At 58.9% G+C, this 16,845-nt stretch carries 16 protein-coding genes and 1 pseudogene; 5 read left to right on the top strand and 12 right to left on the bottom strand.

Annotated elements, in window-relative coordinates; genetic code table 11:
• Positions 1–9: 9 nt before the first annotated feature.
• The 4 genes from tauA to BLQ41_RS03575 form a co-directional block, all read right to left on the bottom strand.
• Positions 10–987, bottom strand: a complete 978-nt coding sequence (gene tauA, locus BLQ41_RS03590) for a taurine ABC transporter substrate-binding protein (RefSeq protein WP_090176975.1) — start codon at positions 985–987, stop codon at positions 10–12.
• A 239-nt stretch (positions 988–1,226) separates the two neighbouring features.
• Complete coding sequence (gshA, locus tag BLQ41_RS03585; protein WP_090176972.1) at positions 1,227–2,810, bottom strand: glutamate--cysteine ligase; 1,584 nt, start codon at positions 2,808–2,810, stop codon at positions 1,227–1,229.
• Positions 2,811–3,102: 292 nt separating this feature from the next.
• Positions 3,103–3,486, bottom strand: a complete 384-nt coding sequence (locus tag BLQ41_RS03580; protein ID WP_090176969.1) for a PaaI family thioesterase — start codon at positions 3,484–3,486, stop codon at positions 3,103–3,105.
• A complete protein-coding gene (locus BLQ41_RS03575) occupies positions 3,486–5,810 on the bottom strand; it encodes a Tex family protein (RefSeq protein WP_090176967.1) in 2,325 nt (774 codons plus the stop codon). The genes BLQ41_RS03580 and BLQ41_RS03575 overlap by 1 nt, the downstream gene beginning before the upstream one ends.
• Before the next feature lie 360 nt (positions 5,811–6,170).
• Between BLQ41_RS03575 and ompR the strand changes: the two genes are divergently transcribed.
• Both ompR and BLQ41_RS03565 read left to right on the top strand, forming a co-directional pair.
• Positions 6,171–6,911: an osmolarity response regulator transcription factor OmpR gene (gene ompR / locus BLQ41_RS03570; RefSeq protein ID WP_027922237.1), complete on the top strand. Its 741-nt coding sequence runs from the start codon at positions 6,171–6,173 to the stop codon at positions 6,909–6,911.
• Between the two features lie 115 nt (positions 6,912–7,026).
• Entirely contained in the window at positions 7,027–8,340 is a 1,314-nt protein-coding gene (locus BLQ41_RS03565; RefSeq protein WP_090176964.1) for an ATP-binding protein, read from the top strand.
• Positions 8,341–8,442: 102 nt separating this feature from the next.
• Here the strand turns inward: BLQ41_RS03565 and rimK are convergent, their stop codons facing one another.
• From rimK to rimA, 3 genes are read right to left on the bottom strand one after another with little or no spacing between them, the layout of a single operon-like run.
• Positions 8,443–9,348: a 30S ribosomal protein S6--L-glutamate ligase gene (gene rimK / locus BLQ41_RS03560; RefSeq protein WP_007949201.1), complete on the bottom strand. Its 906-nt coding sequence runs from the start codon at positions 9,346–9,348 to the stop codon at positions 8,443–8,445.
• Complete coding sequence (gene rimB, locus BLQ41_RS03555; protein WP_090176961.1) at positions 9,345–9,824, bottom strand: retropepsin-like aspartic endopeptidase RimB; 480 nt, start codon at positions 9,822–9,824, stop codon at positions 9,345–9,347. The genes rimK and rimB overlap by 4 nt, the downstream gene beginning before the upstream one ends.
• A gap of 17 nt (positions 9,825–9,841) precedes the next feature.
• A complete protein-coding gene (gene rimA / locus BLQ41_RS03550; RefSeq protein WP_090176959.1) occupies positions 9,842–10,621 on the bottom strand; it encodes a S6 modification regulatory phosphodiesterase RimA in 780 nt (259 codons plus the stop codon).
• A gap of 116 nt (positions 10,622–10,737) precedes the next feature.
• On the opposite strand from rimA, the gene BLQ41_RS03545 reads away from it, so the two are divergent.
• Entirely contained in the window at positions 10,738–11,145 is a 408-nt protein-coding gene (locus BLQ41_RS03545) for an RNA-binding S4 domain-containing protein (protein WP_090176956.1), read from the top strand.
• Between the two features lie 47 nt (positions 11,146–11,192).
• On the opposite strand, the gene BLQ41_RS03540 is transcribed toward BLQ41_RS03545, so the two are convergent.
• On the bottom strand, positions 11,193–11,993 hold the full coding sequence (locus tag BLQ41_RS03540; RefSeq protein WP_090176953.1) for a phosphatase PAP2 family protein: 801 nt from the start codon (positions 11,991–11,993) through the stop codon (positions 11,193–11,195).
• A 102-nt stretch (positions 11,994–12,095) separates the two neighbouring features.
• Here BLQ41_RS03540 and hslO point away from each other — a divergent pair, with 102 nt between their 5' ends.
• Together hslO and BLQ41_RS03530 are read left to right on the top strand one after the other, a co-directional pair.
• The gene (gene hslO / locus BLQ41_RS03535; RefSeq protein WP_090176950.1) at positions 12,096–12,998 is read left to right on the top strand and encodes an Hsp33 family molecular chaperone HslO; all 903 of its coding nucleotides are present in this window, start codon (positions 12,096–12,098) and stop codon (positions 12,996–12,998) included.
• 182 nt (positions 12,999–13,180) lie between these two features.
• Positions 13,181–14,722: a phosphoenolpyruvate carboxykinase gene (locus BLQ41_RS03530; RefSeq protein ID WP_090176945.1), complete on the top strand. Its 1,542-nt coding sequence runs from the start codon at positions 13,181–13,183 to the stop codon at positions 14,720–14,722.
• A 130-nt stretch (positions 14,723–14,852) separates the two neighbouring features.
• Here BLQ41_RS03530 and BLQ41_RS03525 read toward each other — a convergent pair whose 3' ends face one another.
• From BLQ41_RS03525 to BLQ41_RS30410, 4 genes and pseudogenes are all read right to left on the bottom strand, one after another.
• Complete coding sequence (locus tag BLQ41_RS03525) at positions 14,853–15,218, bottom strand: DUF1493 family protein (RefSeq protein WP_090176943.1); 366 nt, start codon at positions 15,216–15,218, stop codon at positions 14,853–14,855.
• A gap of 88 nt (positions 15,219–15,306) precedes the next feature.
• A pseudogene (locus BLQ41_RS03520) lies at positions 15,307–15,462 on the bottom strand (YhfG family protein); the annotation flags it as partial.
• Positions 15,463–15,598: 136 nt separating this feature from the next.
• Positions 15,599–15,895 (bottom strand): hypothetical protein, encoded by a 297-nt coding sequence (locus BLQ41_RS03515; protein ID WP_090176937.1) that lies wholly within the window; start codon positions 15,893–15,895, stop codon positions 15,599–15,601.
• 594 nt (positions 15,896–16,489) lie between these two features.
• A complete protein-coding gene (locus BLQ41_RS30410) occupies positions 16,490–16,636 on the bottom strand; it encodes a hypothetical protein (protein WP_157694996.1) in 147 nt (48 codons plus the stop codon).
• Between the last annotated feature and the right edge of the window lie 209 nt (positions 16,637–16,845).

The raw sequence follows: 16,845 nt of genomic DNA, 5'->3' as shown, positions 1-16,845 counted from the left end.
AACTCCCGATCAGTTGGTGATGTACTTGGCGCTGACGTACGGGGCGTAGTCCGGCAGCACGGCCTCGACTTTGCCTTGTTCTTTCAGGAACGCAGCGGTGTCGGTGATGGCCTTGGTGGTCGGTGCGCCGAGGGTAATGACCTGGTCAGCCGCCAATGGATAGACGTTGCCTTGCAGCAGCAACGGAATGTCGCTGGCCTTGGCGCCGGAGAGTTTCACCAGTTTGTCGACGTTGGATTGATTGGCGAGCCAGGCTTTTGGGTCTTTGCGGTAATCGGCGTAGGCATCCAAAGTCACTTTTGCGAAGGCGGTGACGATTTCCGGGTGCTTCTCGGCGAAATCCTTACGCACGATCCAGGCATCGAAGGTCGGAGCACCAAACTTGGCCAGTTCGCCGGAGGTGATCAGCACTTTGCCGTTTTCCTTGGCCACGCCGAGCGCCGGGTCCCAGACGTAAGTGGCGTCGATGTCACCGCGTTTCCACGCGGCAATGATGGCGGGCGGGGCAAGGTTGAGTACGGTGACTTTCGACGGGTCGATGTTCCAGTGCTTCAGCGCAGCCAGCAGGCTGTAGTGACCGGTGGACACGAATGGCACGGCGATTTTCTTGCCGATCAGGTCTTGGGGCGTTTTGATCCCGGATCCGTCGCGGGCGACCAGGGCTTCAGCGGCGCCGATCTGCGTGGCGATGAGGAACGTTTCTACCGGGACTTTGCGCGTGATCGCAGCCGTCAGCGGGCTGGAACCGAGGTAACCGATCTGCACGTCACCGGAGGCAACGGCCGCGATGATGTCGGCACCGTTATCGAATTTGCGCCAGTCGATCTTGGCGTTGGTGGCTTTCTCGTACGCGCCGTCGGCCTGGGCAACTTTTGCCGGGTCAACGGTAGTCTGGTAGGCGACGGTGACGTCAGCCGCCTGGGCAAAGAAACTCGCCGCAGCCAGCGATGCGGCCGCCAGGAGGCGAAGAGGGGAAGTCAGTTTCATGGAATAGCTCCTTGTCAGGCGACCGAGAGTCGGCGTGAAAAGGAGACTAAATGATCTAAGAATCAGAAAATAAATAACTTTTTCGAATGAGCTTATGAGCGGAAAATTCTAAGACGGTACTCTGATCGTTCCCCTGCTCCGGCGTGGGAATGCAGACCGTGACGCTCCGCGTCACTGGACGCGGAGCGTCCCTTGAGGCATTCCCACGCAGAGCGTGGGAACGATCAGTGCCAGGGAGATTAGTTGCTGATCGACAGAATGCTCGCCTGATACGACCCGACAAACACATCGAAATCGCCGACTTCGTTCTGCTCCAGCTCCGCTTGCTCAGCCAGCGAGGAACGCGCCCGCTCTTCGAATTTTGCCTGGTCTTCGCTTGAAAGCGGCTCACTGCGGAAGTACTCCGCATGCACCCGGCTCTGACGCAGGGAGAACTGAGCAAAGCTTTCCTTATGCTCGGCCATTGCCGCCAGCACCTGAGCGGAAGGTGTGCGGGACGAATCCTTGACCTTCTCCATCTGCACGTCCAGCGCGTTGCTGTGCGCATCGCCGCCATGGCTCTGATCGAGCAGCGCGGCGAGCGGAGCAATCTTCTCCAGCAGTTCGGTGGCCCATTCCTTCATGTCCACCGGTTGACCGTCGCGCTGCAGTTGCAGACCCGGACGACGACCTTCCTTGACCACGCTGAGGAAGTTCGACGTGGCGTTACTGCATGAGGTGTTGGTCAGCAGCGGGCTGTCGTTCAGCGCGCAATACAGCAGGAACGCGTCGAGGAAACGCGACTCCGGCAGGTCGATGCCCATCGGCAGGAACGGGTTGATGTCCAGGCAGCGTACTTCAACGTACTGAATGCCCCGGGCCACCAACGCCTGAATCGGCCGTTCGCCGGTGTAGGTCACACGTTTTGGGCGGATGTTGGAGTAGTACTCGTTTTCGATCTGCAGGATGTTGGTGTTGAGCTGAACCCACTCACCGTCCTTGTGCGTGCCGACTTCAACGTACGGCGCATACGGCGTGGCCACCGCTTTGCGCAGGCTGTCGGTGTAGCTGGCCAGATCGTTGTAGCACGGCGTCAGACCGGCTTGGGCGTTGCTCTGGTAACCCAGGTCGCTCATGCGCAGGCTGGTGGCGTATGGCAGGTACAAGGTGTCCGGGTCCAGTTGTTCCAACTGGTGCGAGCGACCGCGCAGGAAACCGGCGTCCAGGGCAGGTGAGGCACCGAACAGGTACATCAGCAGCCAGCTGTAGCGTCGGAAATTGCGGATCAGCGCGATATAGGCCGAGGACTGATAGTCACGGTCGGTGCCGACAAAGCCTTCGGCTTCCTTGAGCAACGGCCAGAGCTTTTCCGGCAGGGAAAAGTTGTAGTGGATCCCGGCGATGCACTGCATGGTCTTGCCGTAGCGCAGGGCCAGGCCCTTGCGGTAGACGTACTTGAGTTGACCGATGTTGGACGTGCCGTAATAGGCGATCGGGATGTCTTCCTCGGCCGGCAGCGGGCACGGCATCGATGGACTCCACAGAAACTCGTTGCCAAGCTTGCTGTAGGCGAAGCGGTGAATCTTGTCCAGGCTCGCCAGCGTATCCGCCGGGTCGGGCAGGGCGGGCGTGATGAACTCCAGCAGCGACTCGGAATAGTCGGTGGTGATTTGTTCGTTGGTCAGCGCGGAACCCAATTCTTCCGGGTGCGGCGTTTGCGCCAGGCGACCTTCGTCGGTCACGCGCAGGCATTCACGTTCGATGCCGTGAAGACACTGTTCGAGCAGAGAGAGGTTAGCGCGCTCGCCGAGCAGAGCCAGGCGGCGGTTGAGAAGTTCGCTCAAGTTGGATTCCTTCACGCGTCAGTCGCCCCAATATGGGGGTGGGCAAGACGGTCTACAAGGGTGAAGTTGAAACTGGCGTTTTCGCCTGGTTTTTGAGCAGCACGGACTTCATGCCAGTCGGTCAAGGTTCAGTCGCCGCAAACCCTGTGGGAGCGGGCTTGCCCGCGAAGAGGGTGTGTCAGTCAACATTTAAGTCGCCTGACACACCCTCTTCGCGAGCAAGCCCGCCTCCATAGAAAATTCCGGCGCTGCTTTCGTAGCGCCGAAATTAACTCAAAATGATGGTGTTCATCTACAGGACAGCGAACGTGCCTTGTGCTTTTGCGACGAGTTTGTCGCCCTGCATCACGTCGGCTTCGACCACCAGCGTGCGCCGGCCCGGGTGAATCACCCGCGCCGTGCACATCACTTCACCGTCTGAAACGGCGCGAATGTAGTTGATCTTGCACTCGATGGTCGCGCTCTGCTGGTCAAAGCCGTGGGTGCTGGAACAGGCCAGCCCCATGGCAATGTCCACCAGACTGAACAGCGCCCCGCCATGCAGCTTGCCGCCGCGATTGCGCAGTTGCGGTTCCAGCCCCAGGGCGACTTGCGCCACCCCGGTTTCCAGGCTGTGCAGACGACACCCAAGCAATTTGAAAAACGCGCTTTCGGTCAGCCCGGCAGGAATGTCCATCAACGTTTCTTCAATTGCTTGGCGTTGGCGAACAGCGAAGCCATGGCGTTGTTGGCCGGAGCCGCTGCCGTGGTTTCTTTGCGTGGCGCGTTGTTCTGGGATTGGCGTGGCGCCGAACCCGGACGTGCGCCGCGGGCACCGTCGATTTTCTCGCCCGGCGTGTCGCTCATGCGCATCGACAGGCCCACGCGTTTGCGCGGGATATCGACTTCCATGACTTTCACTTTCACCACGTCACCAGCCTTCACCGCTTCACGCGGATCCTTGATGAACTTCTCCGAAAGCGCAGAGATGTGCACCAAACCGTCCTGATGCACGCCGATATCGACGAACGCACCGAAGTTGGTCACGTTGGTCACGACACCTTCGAGGATCATCCCCAGTTCCAAGTCCTTGAGGTCTTCGACGCCTTCCTGGAACTCGGCGGTCTTGAACTCGGGACGTGGGTCGCGGCCCGGTTTTTCCAGTTCTTGCAGAATGTCGGTGACCGTTGGCAGGCCGAACGTCTCGTCGGTGTACTTCTTCGGATCAAGGCGCTTGAGGAACGCGGCATCGCCGATCAGCGAGCGAATGTCGCGGTCGGTTTCAGCGGCGATGCGTTGCACCAGCGGATAGGCTTCCGGGTGAACCGCGGACGAGTCGAGCGGGTTGTCGCCGTTCATCACGCGCAGGAAACCGGCAGCCTGTTCGAAGGTTTTCTCGCCCAGACGCGCAACTTTCTTCAGCGCTGCACGGGTTTTGAACGCGCCGTGCTCGTCGCGATGGCTAACGATGTTCTGCGCCAGGGTCGCGTTGAGGCCGGAGATGCGGGCCAGCAGCGCGACCGAAGCGGTGTTCACGTCGACGCCCACGGCGTTTACGCAGTCCTCGACCACAGCGTCCAGGCCACGTGCCAGTTTCAGCTGCGACACGTCGTGCTGATACTGGCCGACGCCGATGGATTTCGGATCGATCTTCACCAGTTCCGCCAGAGGATCCTGCAGGCGACGGGCAATCGACACCGCGCCACGGATCGACACGTCGAGGTCCGGGAATTCCTTGGAGGCCAGTTCCGACGCCGAGTAAACCGATGCGCCGGCCTCGGAGACCATGACCTTGGTCATTTTCATCGCTGGGTATTTTTTGATCAGCTCTGCGGCCAGCTTGTCAGTTTCGCGGCTGGCGGTGCCGTTGCCGATGGCGATCAGGTCGACCGAGTGCTTGGCGCACAGGGCAGCCAGAATCGCGATGGTCTGGTCCCACTTATTGTGCGGCACGTGCGGGTAAACCGTGGCGTGATCCAGCAGCTTGCCGGTGGCATCGACCACGGCGACTTTGCAACCGGTGCGCAGGCCCGGGTCGAGGCCCAGCGTGGCGCGCGGGCCGGCCGGAGCCGACAGCAGCAAGTCGTGCAGGTTGTGGGCGAACACGTTGATCGCTTCGGTTTCCGCGCCATCGCGCAGCTCGCCCAGCAGATCGGTTTCCAGGTGGGTATAGAGCTTGACCTTCCAGGTCCAGCGCACCACTTCGCCCAGCCATTTGTCGGCGGCGCGGTTCTGGTTCTGGATGCCGAATTGCTGGCCGATCATGCCTTCGCACGGATGCATGGTGCCCGGCAGCTCGTCGCCGACTTTCAGCGCGGAGCTGAGAATGCCTTCGTTGCGGCCACGGAAAATCGCCAGGGCGCGGTGCGACGGCATGCTTTTCAGCGGTTCGTCATGTTCGAAGTAGTCGCGGAACTTGGCGCCTTCCTCTTCCTTGCCGGCAATCACGCGGGCACTGAGGGTGGCTTCCTGCTTGAGGTAGCTGCGCAGCTTGTCCAGCAGGCCGGCGTCTTCGGCGAAGCGCTCCATGAGGATGTATTTGGCGCCTTCGAGGGCCGCCTTCACGTCAGCCACGCCTTTTTCGGCGTTGACGAAGCGTGCGGCTTCAACGTCCGGCGTCAGTGTCGGGTCGTTGAACAGGCCGTCGGCCAGCTCGCCGAGGCCGGCTTCCAGGGCAATCTGGCCCTTGGTGCGGCGCTTCTGCTTGTACGGCAGGTACAAGTCTTCGAGGCGGGTCTTGGTGTCGGCGAGTTTGATGTCGCGCTCAAGTGCAGGGGTCAGCTTGCCTTGCTCTTCGATGCTGGCGAGGATGCTGATGCGCCGTTCGTCGAGTTCTCGCAGGTAGCGCAGACGCTCTTCCAGATGACGCAACTGGATGTCATCGAGGCTGCCGGTCACTTCTTTCCGGTAACGGGCGATGAAGGGAACGGTAGAGCCTTCATCGAGTAGCGCGACGGCCGCTTCGACCTGTTGTGGGCGTACACCGAGTTCCTCGGCGATGCGGCTGTTGATGCTGTCCATAAAACCACCTGACAAATTGTGAAAGCAGGCTCGCAGGCGCAGAAATAAAGGCTCGGCGAGTCTGGTTGAGCGGCCTGGCGTGCGCCGCTACCTGGATCAACAGGCATCCCGTTGACCCGTGAAATCGAACAATTACTGCCGCCGGCATGAAAATAAAAAACGGCCATCTGCAGTAATGATCAGACGTTGCCTGACACAAAAGGCCGCGCATTATAACCAGCGTTCTATCATTCAGGGGCATCGCAGGCTGTCGCGCCAAGGCCGGATTTATAACGGTGAAGGAAAAATCTGCTAACAATGCACACGGTGCGTATAACGGCAGCTACGCCATAATGCGCGCCGAGCTAAAAGGAGCATCTAATGAGCAGCACTGCAAACATTGCTGAAGGCGAAAAAATTCTTATTGTTGACGACGATCCAGGGCTGAGCAGCCTGCTGGAACGTTTTTTCGTCAGCAAGGGCTACCGCGCCCGTGCCGTACCGAACACCGAGCAAATGGATCGCCTGCTGGCGCGCGAAGTGTTCAACCTGGTCGTCCTCGACCTGATGCTGCCTGGCGAAGACGGCCTGACGGCCTGCCGTCGCCTGCGCACGGCGAACAATCAGATCCCGATCATCATGCTGACCGCCAAGGGCGATGAGCTGAGCCGCATCAAGGGCCTGGAGCTGGGTGCCGACGATTACCTGGCCAAGCCCTTCAACCCGGATGAGCTGATGGCCCGCGTCAAAGCGGTCCTGCGCCGTCAGTCGACGCCTGTGCCGGGTGCACCGGGCAGCGAAGACGAAAGCGTGACGTTTGGTGATTACGAACTGTCCCTGGCCACCCGTGAATTGAAGCGCGGTGACGAAGTGCACATGCTCACCACCGGTGAGTTTGCGGTGCTCAAGGCTCTGGTCATGAACGCGCGTCAGCCACTGACCCGCGACAAACTGATGAACCTGGCCCGTGGCCGTGAATGGGATGCGCTGGAGCGTTCGATCGACGTGCAGATCTCCCGACTGCGCCGCATGATCGAACCCGATCCTTCCAAGCCGCGCTACATCCAGACGGTCTGGGGCGTGGGTTACGTGTTCGTTCCGGATGGCGCCGCCACCAAGTGATCGGCGATTTGTAGGAGCGGGTCTTGCGGGCAACGGGTCAGATGACGTTGTTCGCAGACTCGCGATCCGCAATGTGCGAGCATCGCTCGCTCCTGCAAGTGTGTAGCGGTTATCCATGAAAACCCCCGTTTGGTTCCCCCAGAGCTTTTTCTCCCGCACCCTGTGGCTGGTGCTGATCGTTGTCCTGTTCTCCAAGGCGCTGACCCTGGTTTATCTGTTGATGAACGAAGACGTGCTGGTGGACCGCCAATACAGCCACGGCGTCGCCCTGACGCTGCGTGCCTATTGGGCCGCCGATGAAGAAAACCGCGCGAAGATTGCCGATGCCGCGACCCTGATCAGGGTGGTGGGTGCTGGCGTGCCGGAAGGTGAGCAGCATTGGCCGTACAGCGAGATTTATCAGCGGCAGATGCAGGCGGAGCTGGGTGCCGATACGGAAGTGCGCTTACGCATGCACTCACCACCGGCCTTGTGGGTCCGGGCGCCAAGCCTGGGCGATGGCTGGCTGAAAGTGCCGCTCTATCCTCACCCGCTGCGCGGCCAGAAAATCTGGAACGTACTTGGCTGGTTCCTCGCGATCGGTCTGCTGTCCACTGCCTCGGCGTGGATCTTCGTCAGCCAGCTCAACCAGCCGCTGAAACGCCTGGTGTATGCCGCAAGGCAGCTTGGCCAGGGCCGCAGCGTGCGCCTGCCGATCAGCGACACGCCAAGTGAGATGACCGAGGTTTATCGCGCCTTCAACCAGATGGCCGAGGACGTCGAACAGGCCGGACGCGAGCGGGAGCTGATGCTGGCGGGGGTGTCGCACGACTTGCGTACGCCGTTGACCCGTTTGCGGCTGTCCCTGGAGTTGATGGGTGACCACAACGACCTGACCGACGCGATGGTGCGCGACATCGAAGACATGGACGCGATTCTCGACCAGTTCCTGGCGTTTATCCGCGATGGTCGCGACGAGTCGGTTGAGGAAGTGGACCTGAGTGATCTGGTTCGCGAAGTCGCTGCGCCGTACAACCAGAACGAAGAGAAGGTGCGTCTGCGCCTAGAACCGATCCAGCCGTTCCCGTTGCGTCGGGTGTCAATGAAGCGGTTGTTGAACAACCTGATTGGCAACGCCCTTCACCACGCGGGCAGCGGGGTTGAGGTGGCGGCGTATGTTTCCGGGGATACCAGCGCGCCCTATGTCGTGCTGAGCGTCATGGACCGTGGTGCGGGGATTGATCCGTCAGAGCTGGAGGCGATCTTTAACCCGTTCACTCGGGGCGATCGTGCCCGGGGTGGCAAGGGCACCGGGTTGGGCCTGGCGATCGTGAAGCGGATTGCTTCGATGCATGGCGGCAATGTCGAACTACGCAATCGCTCGGGGGGCGGGCTGGAAGCGCGGGTGCGGTTGCCGCTTGGGCTGATGTTGCCTAGAGACGCAGTCTAACGACAGCTTCAAGCTTCAAGCTTCAAGCGAAAAGCAAATCCTGCGCGGAACTGCCGTTGCTTTTCACTTGAGGCTTGTAGCTTGCCGCTCAAAGCTGGGCGTCTAGCCCTTACCTTTGGTGCGAGTCATGTTCGGCCCGCCATTCTTCTCAAGATGCTCAATGATGATCCCCGCCACGTTCTTACCAGTGGTGGTCTCAATCCCTTCCAGACCCGGTGAGGAGTTCACTTCCATCACCAGCGGCCCATGATTGGAGCGCAGGATATCCACCCCCGCCACCGCCAATCCCATCACTTTTGCCGCCCGCAATGCGGTCATGCGTTCTTCCGGGGTGATCTTGATCAGGCTGGCGCTGCCGCCCCGATGCAAGTTGGAGCGAAACTCTCCAGGTTTGGCCTGGCGCTTCATTGCCGCAATCACCTTGTCGCCGACCACGAAGCAGCGAATATCTGCGCCACCGGCTTCCTTGATATATTCCTGAACCATGATGTTCTGCTTCAGGCCCATGAACGCTTCAATCACCGACTCTGCCGCCGTTGCCGTTTCACACAGCACCACGCCAATGCCTTGGGTGCCTTCCAGCACCTTGATCACCAGTGGTGCACCGTTGACCATGTCGATCAAGTCGGGAATGTCATCCGGGGAGTGCGCAAAACCGGTGACTGGCAAACCAATACCCCGGCGCGAAAGCAGTTGCAGCGAACGCAGTTTGTCGCGTGACCGGGCAATCGCCACAGATTCGTTAAGGGGAAAAACCCCCATCATTTCGAACTGACGCAACACCGCGCAGCCATAAAACGTCACCGACGCACCGATCCGCGGGATCACCGCATCGAAGCCCTCCAACGGCTTGCCGCGGTAGTGGATCTGCGGCTTGTGGCTGGCAATGTTCATGTAGGCGCGCAGGGTGTCGATCACCACCATTTCATGGCCACGCTCGGTACCGGCTTCGACCAGACGACGAGTGGAATACAGACGCGGGTTCCGCGACAGCACAGCGATCTTCATGCAACACCTGTGGAGGAGGTAGATACCGGGAACACCGGCTTGTCTTGTACGTACTTGATGCCCGGATTGACCACCAGCTGGCCGTCGATCAGGGCTTTGGAACCGAGTAGCAGGCGATAACGCATGGATTTGCGGCAGGCGAGGGTGAACTCGACCCGCCAGACCCGATCACCCAGGGCCAGCGTGGTGCTGACCACGTAGCGCATCTGCGCGTGACCGTTGGAGCTTTTAATGGTTTTCATCGTCACCAGTGGCGCTTCACAGCGCCGGTGACGCAGTTGCACCACCGTCCCCAGGTGCGCGGTAAAACGCACCCAGCGTTCACCATCGCGCTCGAACGGTTCAATGTCCGTGGCGTGCAGGCTGGAGGTGCTGGCACCGGTGTCGATTTTTGCCCGCAGGCCCGCCACTCCCAAATCAGGGAGCGCCACCCACTCGCGCAGACCGACAACGGTTAAATGGTCAAATGTCTTCAATAGGAAAAAACCGGCGATTAACGCGTCCAGGCCTCAGGTGTGACCTGGGCCAACGCTTTGAATGCAGGTTTGGCGAACCAGTAACCCTGCATCAGAAATATTCCACAGTCCGCCAGGAAATCCCGTTCTCCGGCGCTTTCGATGCCTTCGGCAATGACTGTAACGTTCAACTCCGCACAGATTGTGACAATCCCTCGAACGATAGCCTGACGAACACGATCGCGGTCGACATCGCGGATCAGCGCCATGTCGAGTTTGATCAGGTCCGGTTGGAAATCAGCCAGCAGATTGAGCCCCGAGTAGCCCGCGCCGAAATCGTCGATGGCGGTCTTGAAGCCGAATTCGCGGTATTCACGCAGAATATTGGTCAAATGGCGATAGTTATCTACAGGTTGGCTTTCGAGTGTTTCGAAAATCAGACGATTGATCGGGAAGTCGTACTTTTTCGCCGCCTCCAGGGTGCTGCGAATACACAGCTCGGGACGGTACACAGCGTTGGGCATGAAGTTGATCGACAAGTGTGTCTGCATATTTAAAGCTGCCGCACCTTCAATGGCTCGCGTGCGGCATAGCTGGTCGAAACGATAGCGATTGTCGTCAGTGACATGCGCCAGAATCGACATCGCCCCTTCACCGTTCACTCCGCGCACCAATGCTTCGTTAGCGAAAATCGATTGGTCGCGCAGATCGACGATCGGTTGGTAGGCAAAGGAAAAATCAAAGCCCAAAGGCTCGCTTTGCCGGCAGCCCTGGCAACCAGCCTGAGGCGAAGTCAATGAGGAAGGGAATATAGTCATTCGATCACTCCATGCCGGGAGCCGGCCAAGATCACATTCTATCTGGGGTTGCCGGGTTCTTGCGCCCGACAGAAACGGTAGTACAGTTCCGACTATTCACCGAGCGAGGAATTCCAGTGGGACAAAAACAGGAAGAGGACGACAAGGTCCGTCTCGATAAGTGGCTGTGGGCCGCGCGTTTTTATAAAACACGTGCTTTGGCCAAGGCGGCGATTGAAAGCGGCAAGGTGCATTGCCGGGGCGAGCGCTGCAAACCGGGCAAGGAGCCGCGGATCGGCGACGAGTTTCAGATTCGTGCCGGGTTCGAGGAACGTACAGTAGTGGTTCAGGCGTTGTCGATAGTGCGTCGCGGTGCGCCGGAGGCTCAGACCTTGTACGCGGAAACCGAAGCCAGCATTGCCAAGCGCGAAGCCGCTGCGGCCATGCGCAAGGCTGGCGCGCTGGGCGTGAGCACGGATGGCAAGCCAAGCAAGAAACAGCGACGGGATTTGTTCAAGTTTCGTGGCAGCAGCAACGACGAGTGAGGCGGCTTCTACGTCGCTCGGGCTGGCGCTTTCGGGAGCAGGCTCGATCAGGCTCCACGCACCACACTCATCCGCGACACCACCGGCAACTTCTCCAACAACCCGAATAACGGCGCAGTCACCCTCAGGAAAAACGCCGTAGCGTGATACGCAAACGGCGTGTAGTAACCCCAGCCCAGCGCACACACCGCCAACAGAAGACCGCCGATGTAATCGTCCTGGCCCCAATTGGCGCCGGCCACCAGTCGCGGCATCATGAACAACAGCGTCAAGGACCAAATCAGCAAGGTTTGCCATGAGTTTCGGCTGAACACCGTCATGAACAGCGCCCAGATCAACAGCACCGAAGCATGATCGCCGGGAAAGCTTTGCGTCGACCGATCCTTCAATTCCCAGCGATTCTCAAGGTCCGGGAAGTAGTCGCTCATGTGGACGGCGCCTTTGATCACCGTCGATGGGCTGTTGTGCTGCCAGTCCATGTACCCGGCAATATTTGAAAACAGCAGGCGGATAACCAGCAGCACCAGCAGAATCGAGAGAAAGCCAAATAATGCCTGGCGCACCTCAACCCTTTCAAACACCCAGTCGCCTTTGATCGTCAGCGCCAGCAGAATCACGCCGACCACCGTATCGAATGGGCGCAGACTTGCAATCGCCCAACTGTGTAGCCATATCGGGTGACTGGCCAGCGGTGCATTCAATCGATGAAAAAGCCACTCGTCGAAAATCACACACAGCATCTGGCCGGTAGGCCATAACCAGAAGGCCAGCAGCGCCAATGGCAAAAAATTGCACAGAGCCAACCGGCGGAGGTTCCACCTTGCTTGGAACAAACCCGGATTGTTCATAAAATGCCTCCCATGGCTGAACATTGCGCACAAAACGGCGCCGCACAGGCGCGAGTTTCATGTTTTGTAACCCTATTGTCATTACTTCAGATACCCAGACCTATGACCGATCTACCGGATACCGACTACACCCAACGCTTCATCTTCGATGACAGCGACACTCGCGGCGAGCTGGTCGGGCTGGAGCGCAGCTATGCCGAAGTGCTCGCCAAACACGCCTATCCGGAGCCGGTGGCGCAACTGCTCGGCGAGTTGATGGCGGCCGCCTCATTGCTGGTCGGCACATTGAAGTTCGATGGCTTGCTGATTCTTCAGGCCCGTTCCGATGGCCCAATTCCGCTGCTAATGATCGAGTGCTCCAGCGAGCGCGACATCCGTGGCCTGGCCCGTTACGAGGCCGACCAGATTGCCCCCGGCGCGACCCTCGCCGACCTGATGCCTAATGGTGTCTTGGCGCTCACCGTTGATCCGATCCAGGGTCAGCGTTATCAAGGCATTGTTGATCTGGATGGCGAAACCCTCTCGGAGTGCTTCACTAATTACTTCGTGATGTCCCAGCAGGTCGGTACGCGTTTCTGGTTGTACGCCGATGGCCGTCGCGCTCGTGGCCTGTTGCTGCAGCAACTGCCCGCCGATCGCTTGAAAGACGAAGAAGAACGCGCCGCCAGTTGGCAGCACATCACCGCGCTGGCCAGCACTCTGACCGCCGATGAATTGCTGAGCCTGGACAACGAAACCGTACTTCATCGCCTCTACCACGAAGAGCAGGTGCGCCTGTTCGATGTGCAGAAATTGCGCTTTCGTTGCAGTTGCTCGCGCGAACGTTCGGGCAATGCCCTGGTCAGCTTGGGTATGGAAGATGCCCAGGCGCTGGTCATCGAACATGGCGGGCACATCGAGATCGATTGCCAGTTCTGCAATCATCGCTACCTGTTTGATGCCGCGGATATCACCCAATTGTTCTCGGGTGCGGGGGTTGATACGCCGTCAGATACCCGTCACTAAAACGGTTCAGCGCAGGTAAATTCACTGCTTAGCGCCGGAATAACGCCGTTCTGACCGGAGGGCCCTACACTTTTTGGGCTTTTCTGGCATAATCCGGCCCACTTTTTGTCGCGGTAGTAGTGCACGACTTTCTACTACAAAACGTTTGGAGCACACTCGGCCACTGGCCGACGGGGAATCTCATGACGCAAGCCAATAACGCCGTGTACACCGATCTGAGTGTTGATGATCTGGTAAAAGAAGCTCTGAGTCGCGGTGAGGGCGAGCTTGCCGATACCGGCGCGCTGGTTGTTCGCACCGGTCACCGCACCGGCCGCTCGCCAGTCGATCGTTTCATCGTTGACGAGCCATCCACTTCGGCTTCCATCGCCTGGGGCCCGATCAACCGCAAGTTCCCGGCCGACAAGTTCGATGCCCTGTGGGACCGCGTTGAAGCATTCAACAACGCGCAAGAGCATTTCGTTTCCCACGTTCATGTAGGTGCGTCTGCTGATCACTACCTGGCCGTGAAAATGACCACGCAGACTGCCTGGCAGAACCTGTTCGGTCGCTGCTTGTTCATCAACCCGGAAAAGTACAACCCGGCTGGCCGTGATGAGTGGCAAGTTCTCAACGTTGCCAACTTCGAATGCGTTCCTGAGCGTGACGGCACCAACTCCGATGGTTGCGTGATCCTCAACTTCGCACAGAAGAAAGTGCTGATCGCCGGCATGCGCTACGCCGGTGAAATGAAGAAAGCCATGTTCTCGGTGCAGAACTTCCTGCTGCCGGCGGCTGACGTGCTGCCAATGCACTGCGCTGCCAACATCGGTGAAGCGGGCGACGTGACCCTGTTCTTCGGTCTGTCGGGCACTGGTAAAACCACCTTGTCCGCCGACGAAAGCCGTTACCTGATCGGTGACGACGAGCACGGCTGGGGCGAGGGCGTGGTGTTCAACATCGAAGGCGGTTGCTATGCCAAGTGCATCGACCTCTCCGAGAAGAACGAGCCGGTTATCTGGAAAGCCATCAAGCACGGCGCTGTCCTGGAAAACGTCGTTATCGATGAAGCCAAGCACGCCGACTACGCCGATGTCAGCCTGACCCAGAACAGCCGTGCGGCTTATCCGCTTGAGCACGTTGCCAAGCGTTCCGAGAAAAACCTCGGTGGCGAGCCAAACGCTGTGATCTTCCTGACCTGCGACCTGACCGGCGTTCTGCCGCCAGTCTCGATCCTCAGCGAAGAACAAGCGGCCTACCACTTCCTGTCCGGCTACACCGCACTGGTGGGCTCGACCGAAATGGGTTCCGGCAGCGGCATCAAGTCGACTTTCTCCACCTGCTTCGGCGCACCGTTCTTCCCGCGTCCAGCTGGCGAATACGCAGAACTGCTGATCAAGCGCATCCGCGGCTTCGGCTCCAAAGTCTACCTGGTCAACACCGGCTGGACCGGCGGCGGCTACGGCGTTGGCAAGCGCTTCAACATCCCGACCACTCGTGGCGTGATTGCAGCGATCCAGAGCGGCGCGTTGATCGGTGCTGAAACCGAACACCTCGACACCATCAACCTCGACGTGCCGTTGAGCGTGCCGGGCGTTGAGACTGGCCTGTTGAACCCACGTAATACCTGGGCTGACAAGGCTGCTTACGATGAAGCTGCCAAGGCATTGGCCGGGTTGTTTGTTGAGAACTTCAAGAAGTTCGAAGTGAGCGACGCGATCAAGGCTGCTGGGCCTAAGTTGTAAGTGTTGGTTTGATGTAATGAAAAAGCCGCCCTTTGGGGCGGCTTTTTTGTGGGTGTTCGGTTTAAACCATCGAGTGCGCAACTGCCAATATTCCAGCTGAATTGCCGCTAAACGACCAGAATAATGGCACTTATGCGTTGAGCTCCATGCCTTCCAAACGCTGTGTATCCCACCGTTGCAGTTTGATCGCGTAGTAAAGCATGCCGATAGTCAGCGGGATTTTTTCACCGCGACCCTTTGCCCTTCGCTTTAGATGCACATCAAACCCTTCCGGCTGAAAATAGCGATAGGTGTCGTAGTCCACGAAGTCGATTCCGAACTGTTCTTCCAGCGCTTCCATCAAATGCCGCGCATCAGCGCCGTTACAGCCCAGGTCGAAATTGATCGAGGTGGTGAGGCTGATGGTTTTGCGTTCGGGCAGGCCGAGTTCTTCGTGTAGCAGCTGCATGAGCAGGTGCATGGTGTGGTCGTCGGGGAAATTGGGGGCGAGGTTCATTGCGGGGTGTCCGGTTGGGCTTGGGTGGATTTTATTGGCCGCCAGGCTTAGGGGGAAGAGCGGGAACAGATTGTTGCGGAATGGCTTGTTGGTATTTGGCGAGCGCTTCTTTTCGTGTAGGAAGTGGTCTGTCGAGGTCCGCCTGTGAGGCGTCGAATCCTGAAAGATGTAGGCTGGCCAAGTAATTTGAACGACGGACCTTTTCGTAATGAGTTTGTTTTTGTTTGAACGTTAATTCGCTCATCGTAGTTGTCTCGTGTTTGATCGTTCCTCGCTCCGCGAGGGAGTGCAGCCCAGGACGCTGTGCGTCCCAAGAGCCGAACGCGGAGCGTCCGTAGAGGCATTCCCACGCGGAGCGTGGGAACGATCTTCACTTGGGGTCAGGCGGGTGCTTTCCAGCCGATCATGCGTTGCTGTGCGACTTGCAGCAGGTCGCAACCGTCCTGGGCCAAGAGGTAGAGCGCGTGGGTGATGTGGGGGATGTCTTCGACGTCGCCGTGTTTGAAGCAAACGCAGTGCAGGGTTTTGAGGAGATCGCTGGAGGCTCGGATGCGCTGGAGGGCGGCTTCGAGGATGTCCTGAGGGTTGGCCTCTGTGTCGATGATCAGGGGCGGGGAATCGGTGAGGTTGGTTTGGAGTGGGCAGTAGCGATCGGTGAAAGCGTTCCATGTCTTCATTTTATGTAATCTCAAATGCATCAGAAGGAGTCGCCGCCATCGTGACCAAGCGATGGGAGGCGGACTGTGTTCAGGTTGGTCAACCGGTGAGATCACACGTAAACCCGGCACGTCCGAGGACGTCCCAAACACAGCCGCCATAAAGCGTGCTGACGCAAAAAGCGCCGGCAGCATACAACGGGTGCGTGCGTGGATCTAATTCGGGTGACCAAGCCCGAGTCGCTGAATGTATCAGCGACAGTCACGACTATAGGTGTGAGCCGCCACGTCGCGATAGGCGACAAAGCCCCGTCTCTTGTAGGACCGGGACGAAGCTTTGATAGGGCGTTGCCTACGGACTTATCCCCACCGCAAATCTCTCGTTTGTTATCAGGTGCACCGCGTTATCGTTCATCGCGGGGCACCCCGGCTCCCACAGGGGTTTTTCCTTGGGGCTTCAACCGGTGGTGGTTCTCGGCAGGCGTTGTCGGGCGATGTCGAGCAGTTCGTTGCCGTCCTAGAGGGAGCCAGATTTGCAATGGCTACGTATGGCCTCGATTTTTTTGTTGTGGACGGGTGTCTGTGAGGGTGCCGTAGCCACTTATCCCGCCGTCGTCAGGATGTGCGCCAAGCCAGTTGCGCCGAACACTCCAGGGTGTCGCACGTCGCGAGCAATGGCGGCTCTTCGGGAATCCTGTTGCAGCCGCTCGACAGCACGGTTGTCAGGATCAGGGCGAGGGCAAAAAGTGTTTTTTGAGGCATGGTCGTTCCTTCTTCAAATGCCGCGCTCATCAGGCGTCCTGCCGTGATGTGAAGTGCGCGGACGGTGGTTGTGCCAGAAGACCTTAACGCCAGATTGAGCGATGCCGCGAGCCACAAAGTGTTTCGTTTGTTTCATCCTGTGGCAAAGGACATTGGGGCGAAGCTGTATCATCCCGTATCGTTTTGGTCCCCGACCTTTTCTCGACTCG

This window comes from Pseudomonas arsenicoxydans (genome assembly GCF_900103875.1).
Classification (GTDB): Bacteria; Pseudomonadota; Gammaproteobacteria; order Pseudomonadales; family Pseudomonadaceae; genus Aquipseudomonas; species Aquipseudomonas arsenicoxydans.
The sequence above is the reverse complement of the archived record's forward strand: the minus strand, read 5'-3'. Positions and strand labels throughout refer to the sequence as shown.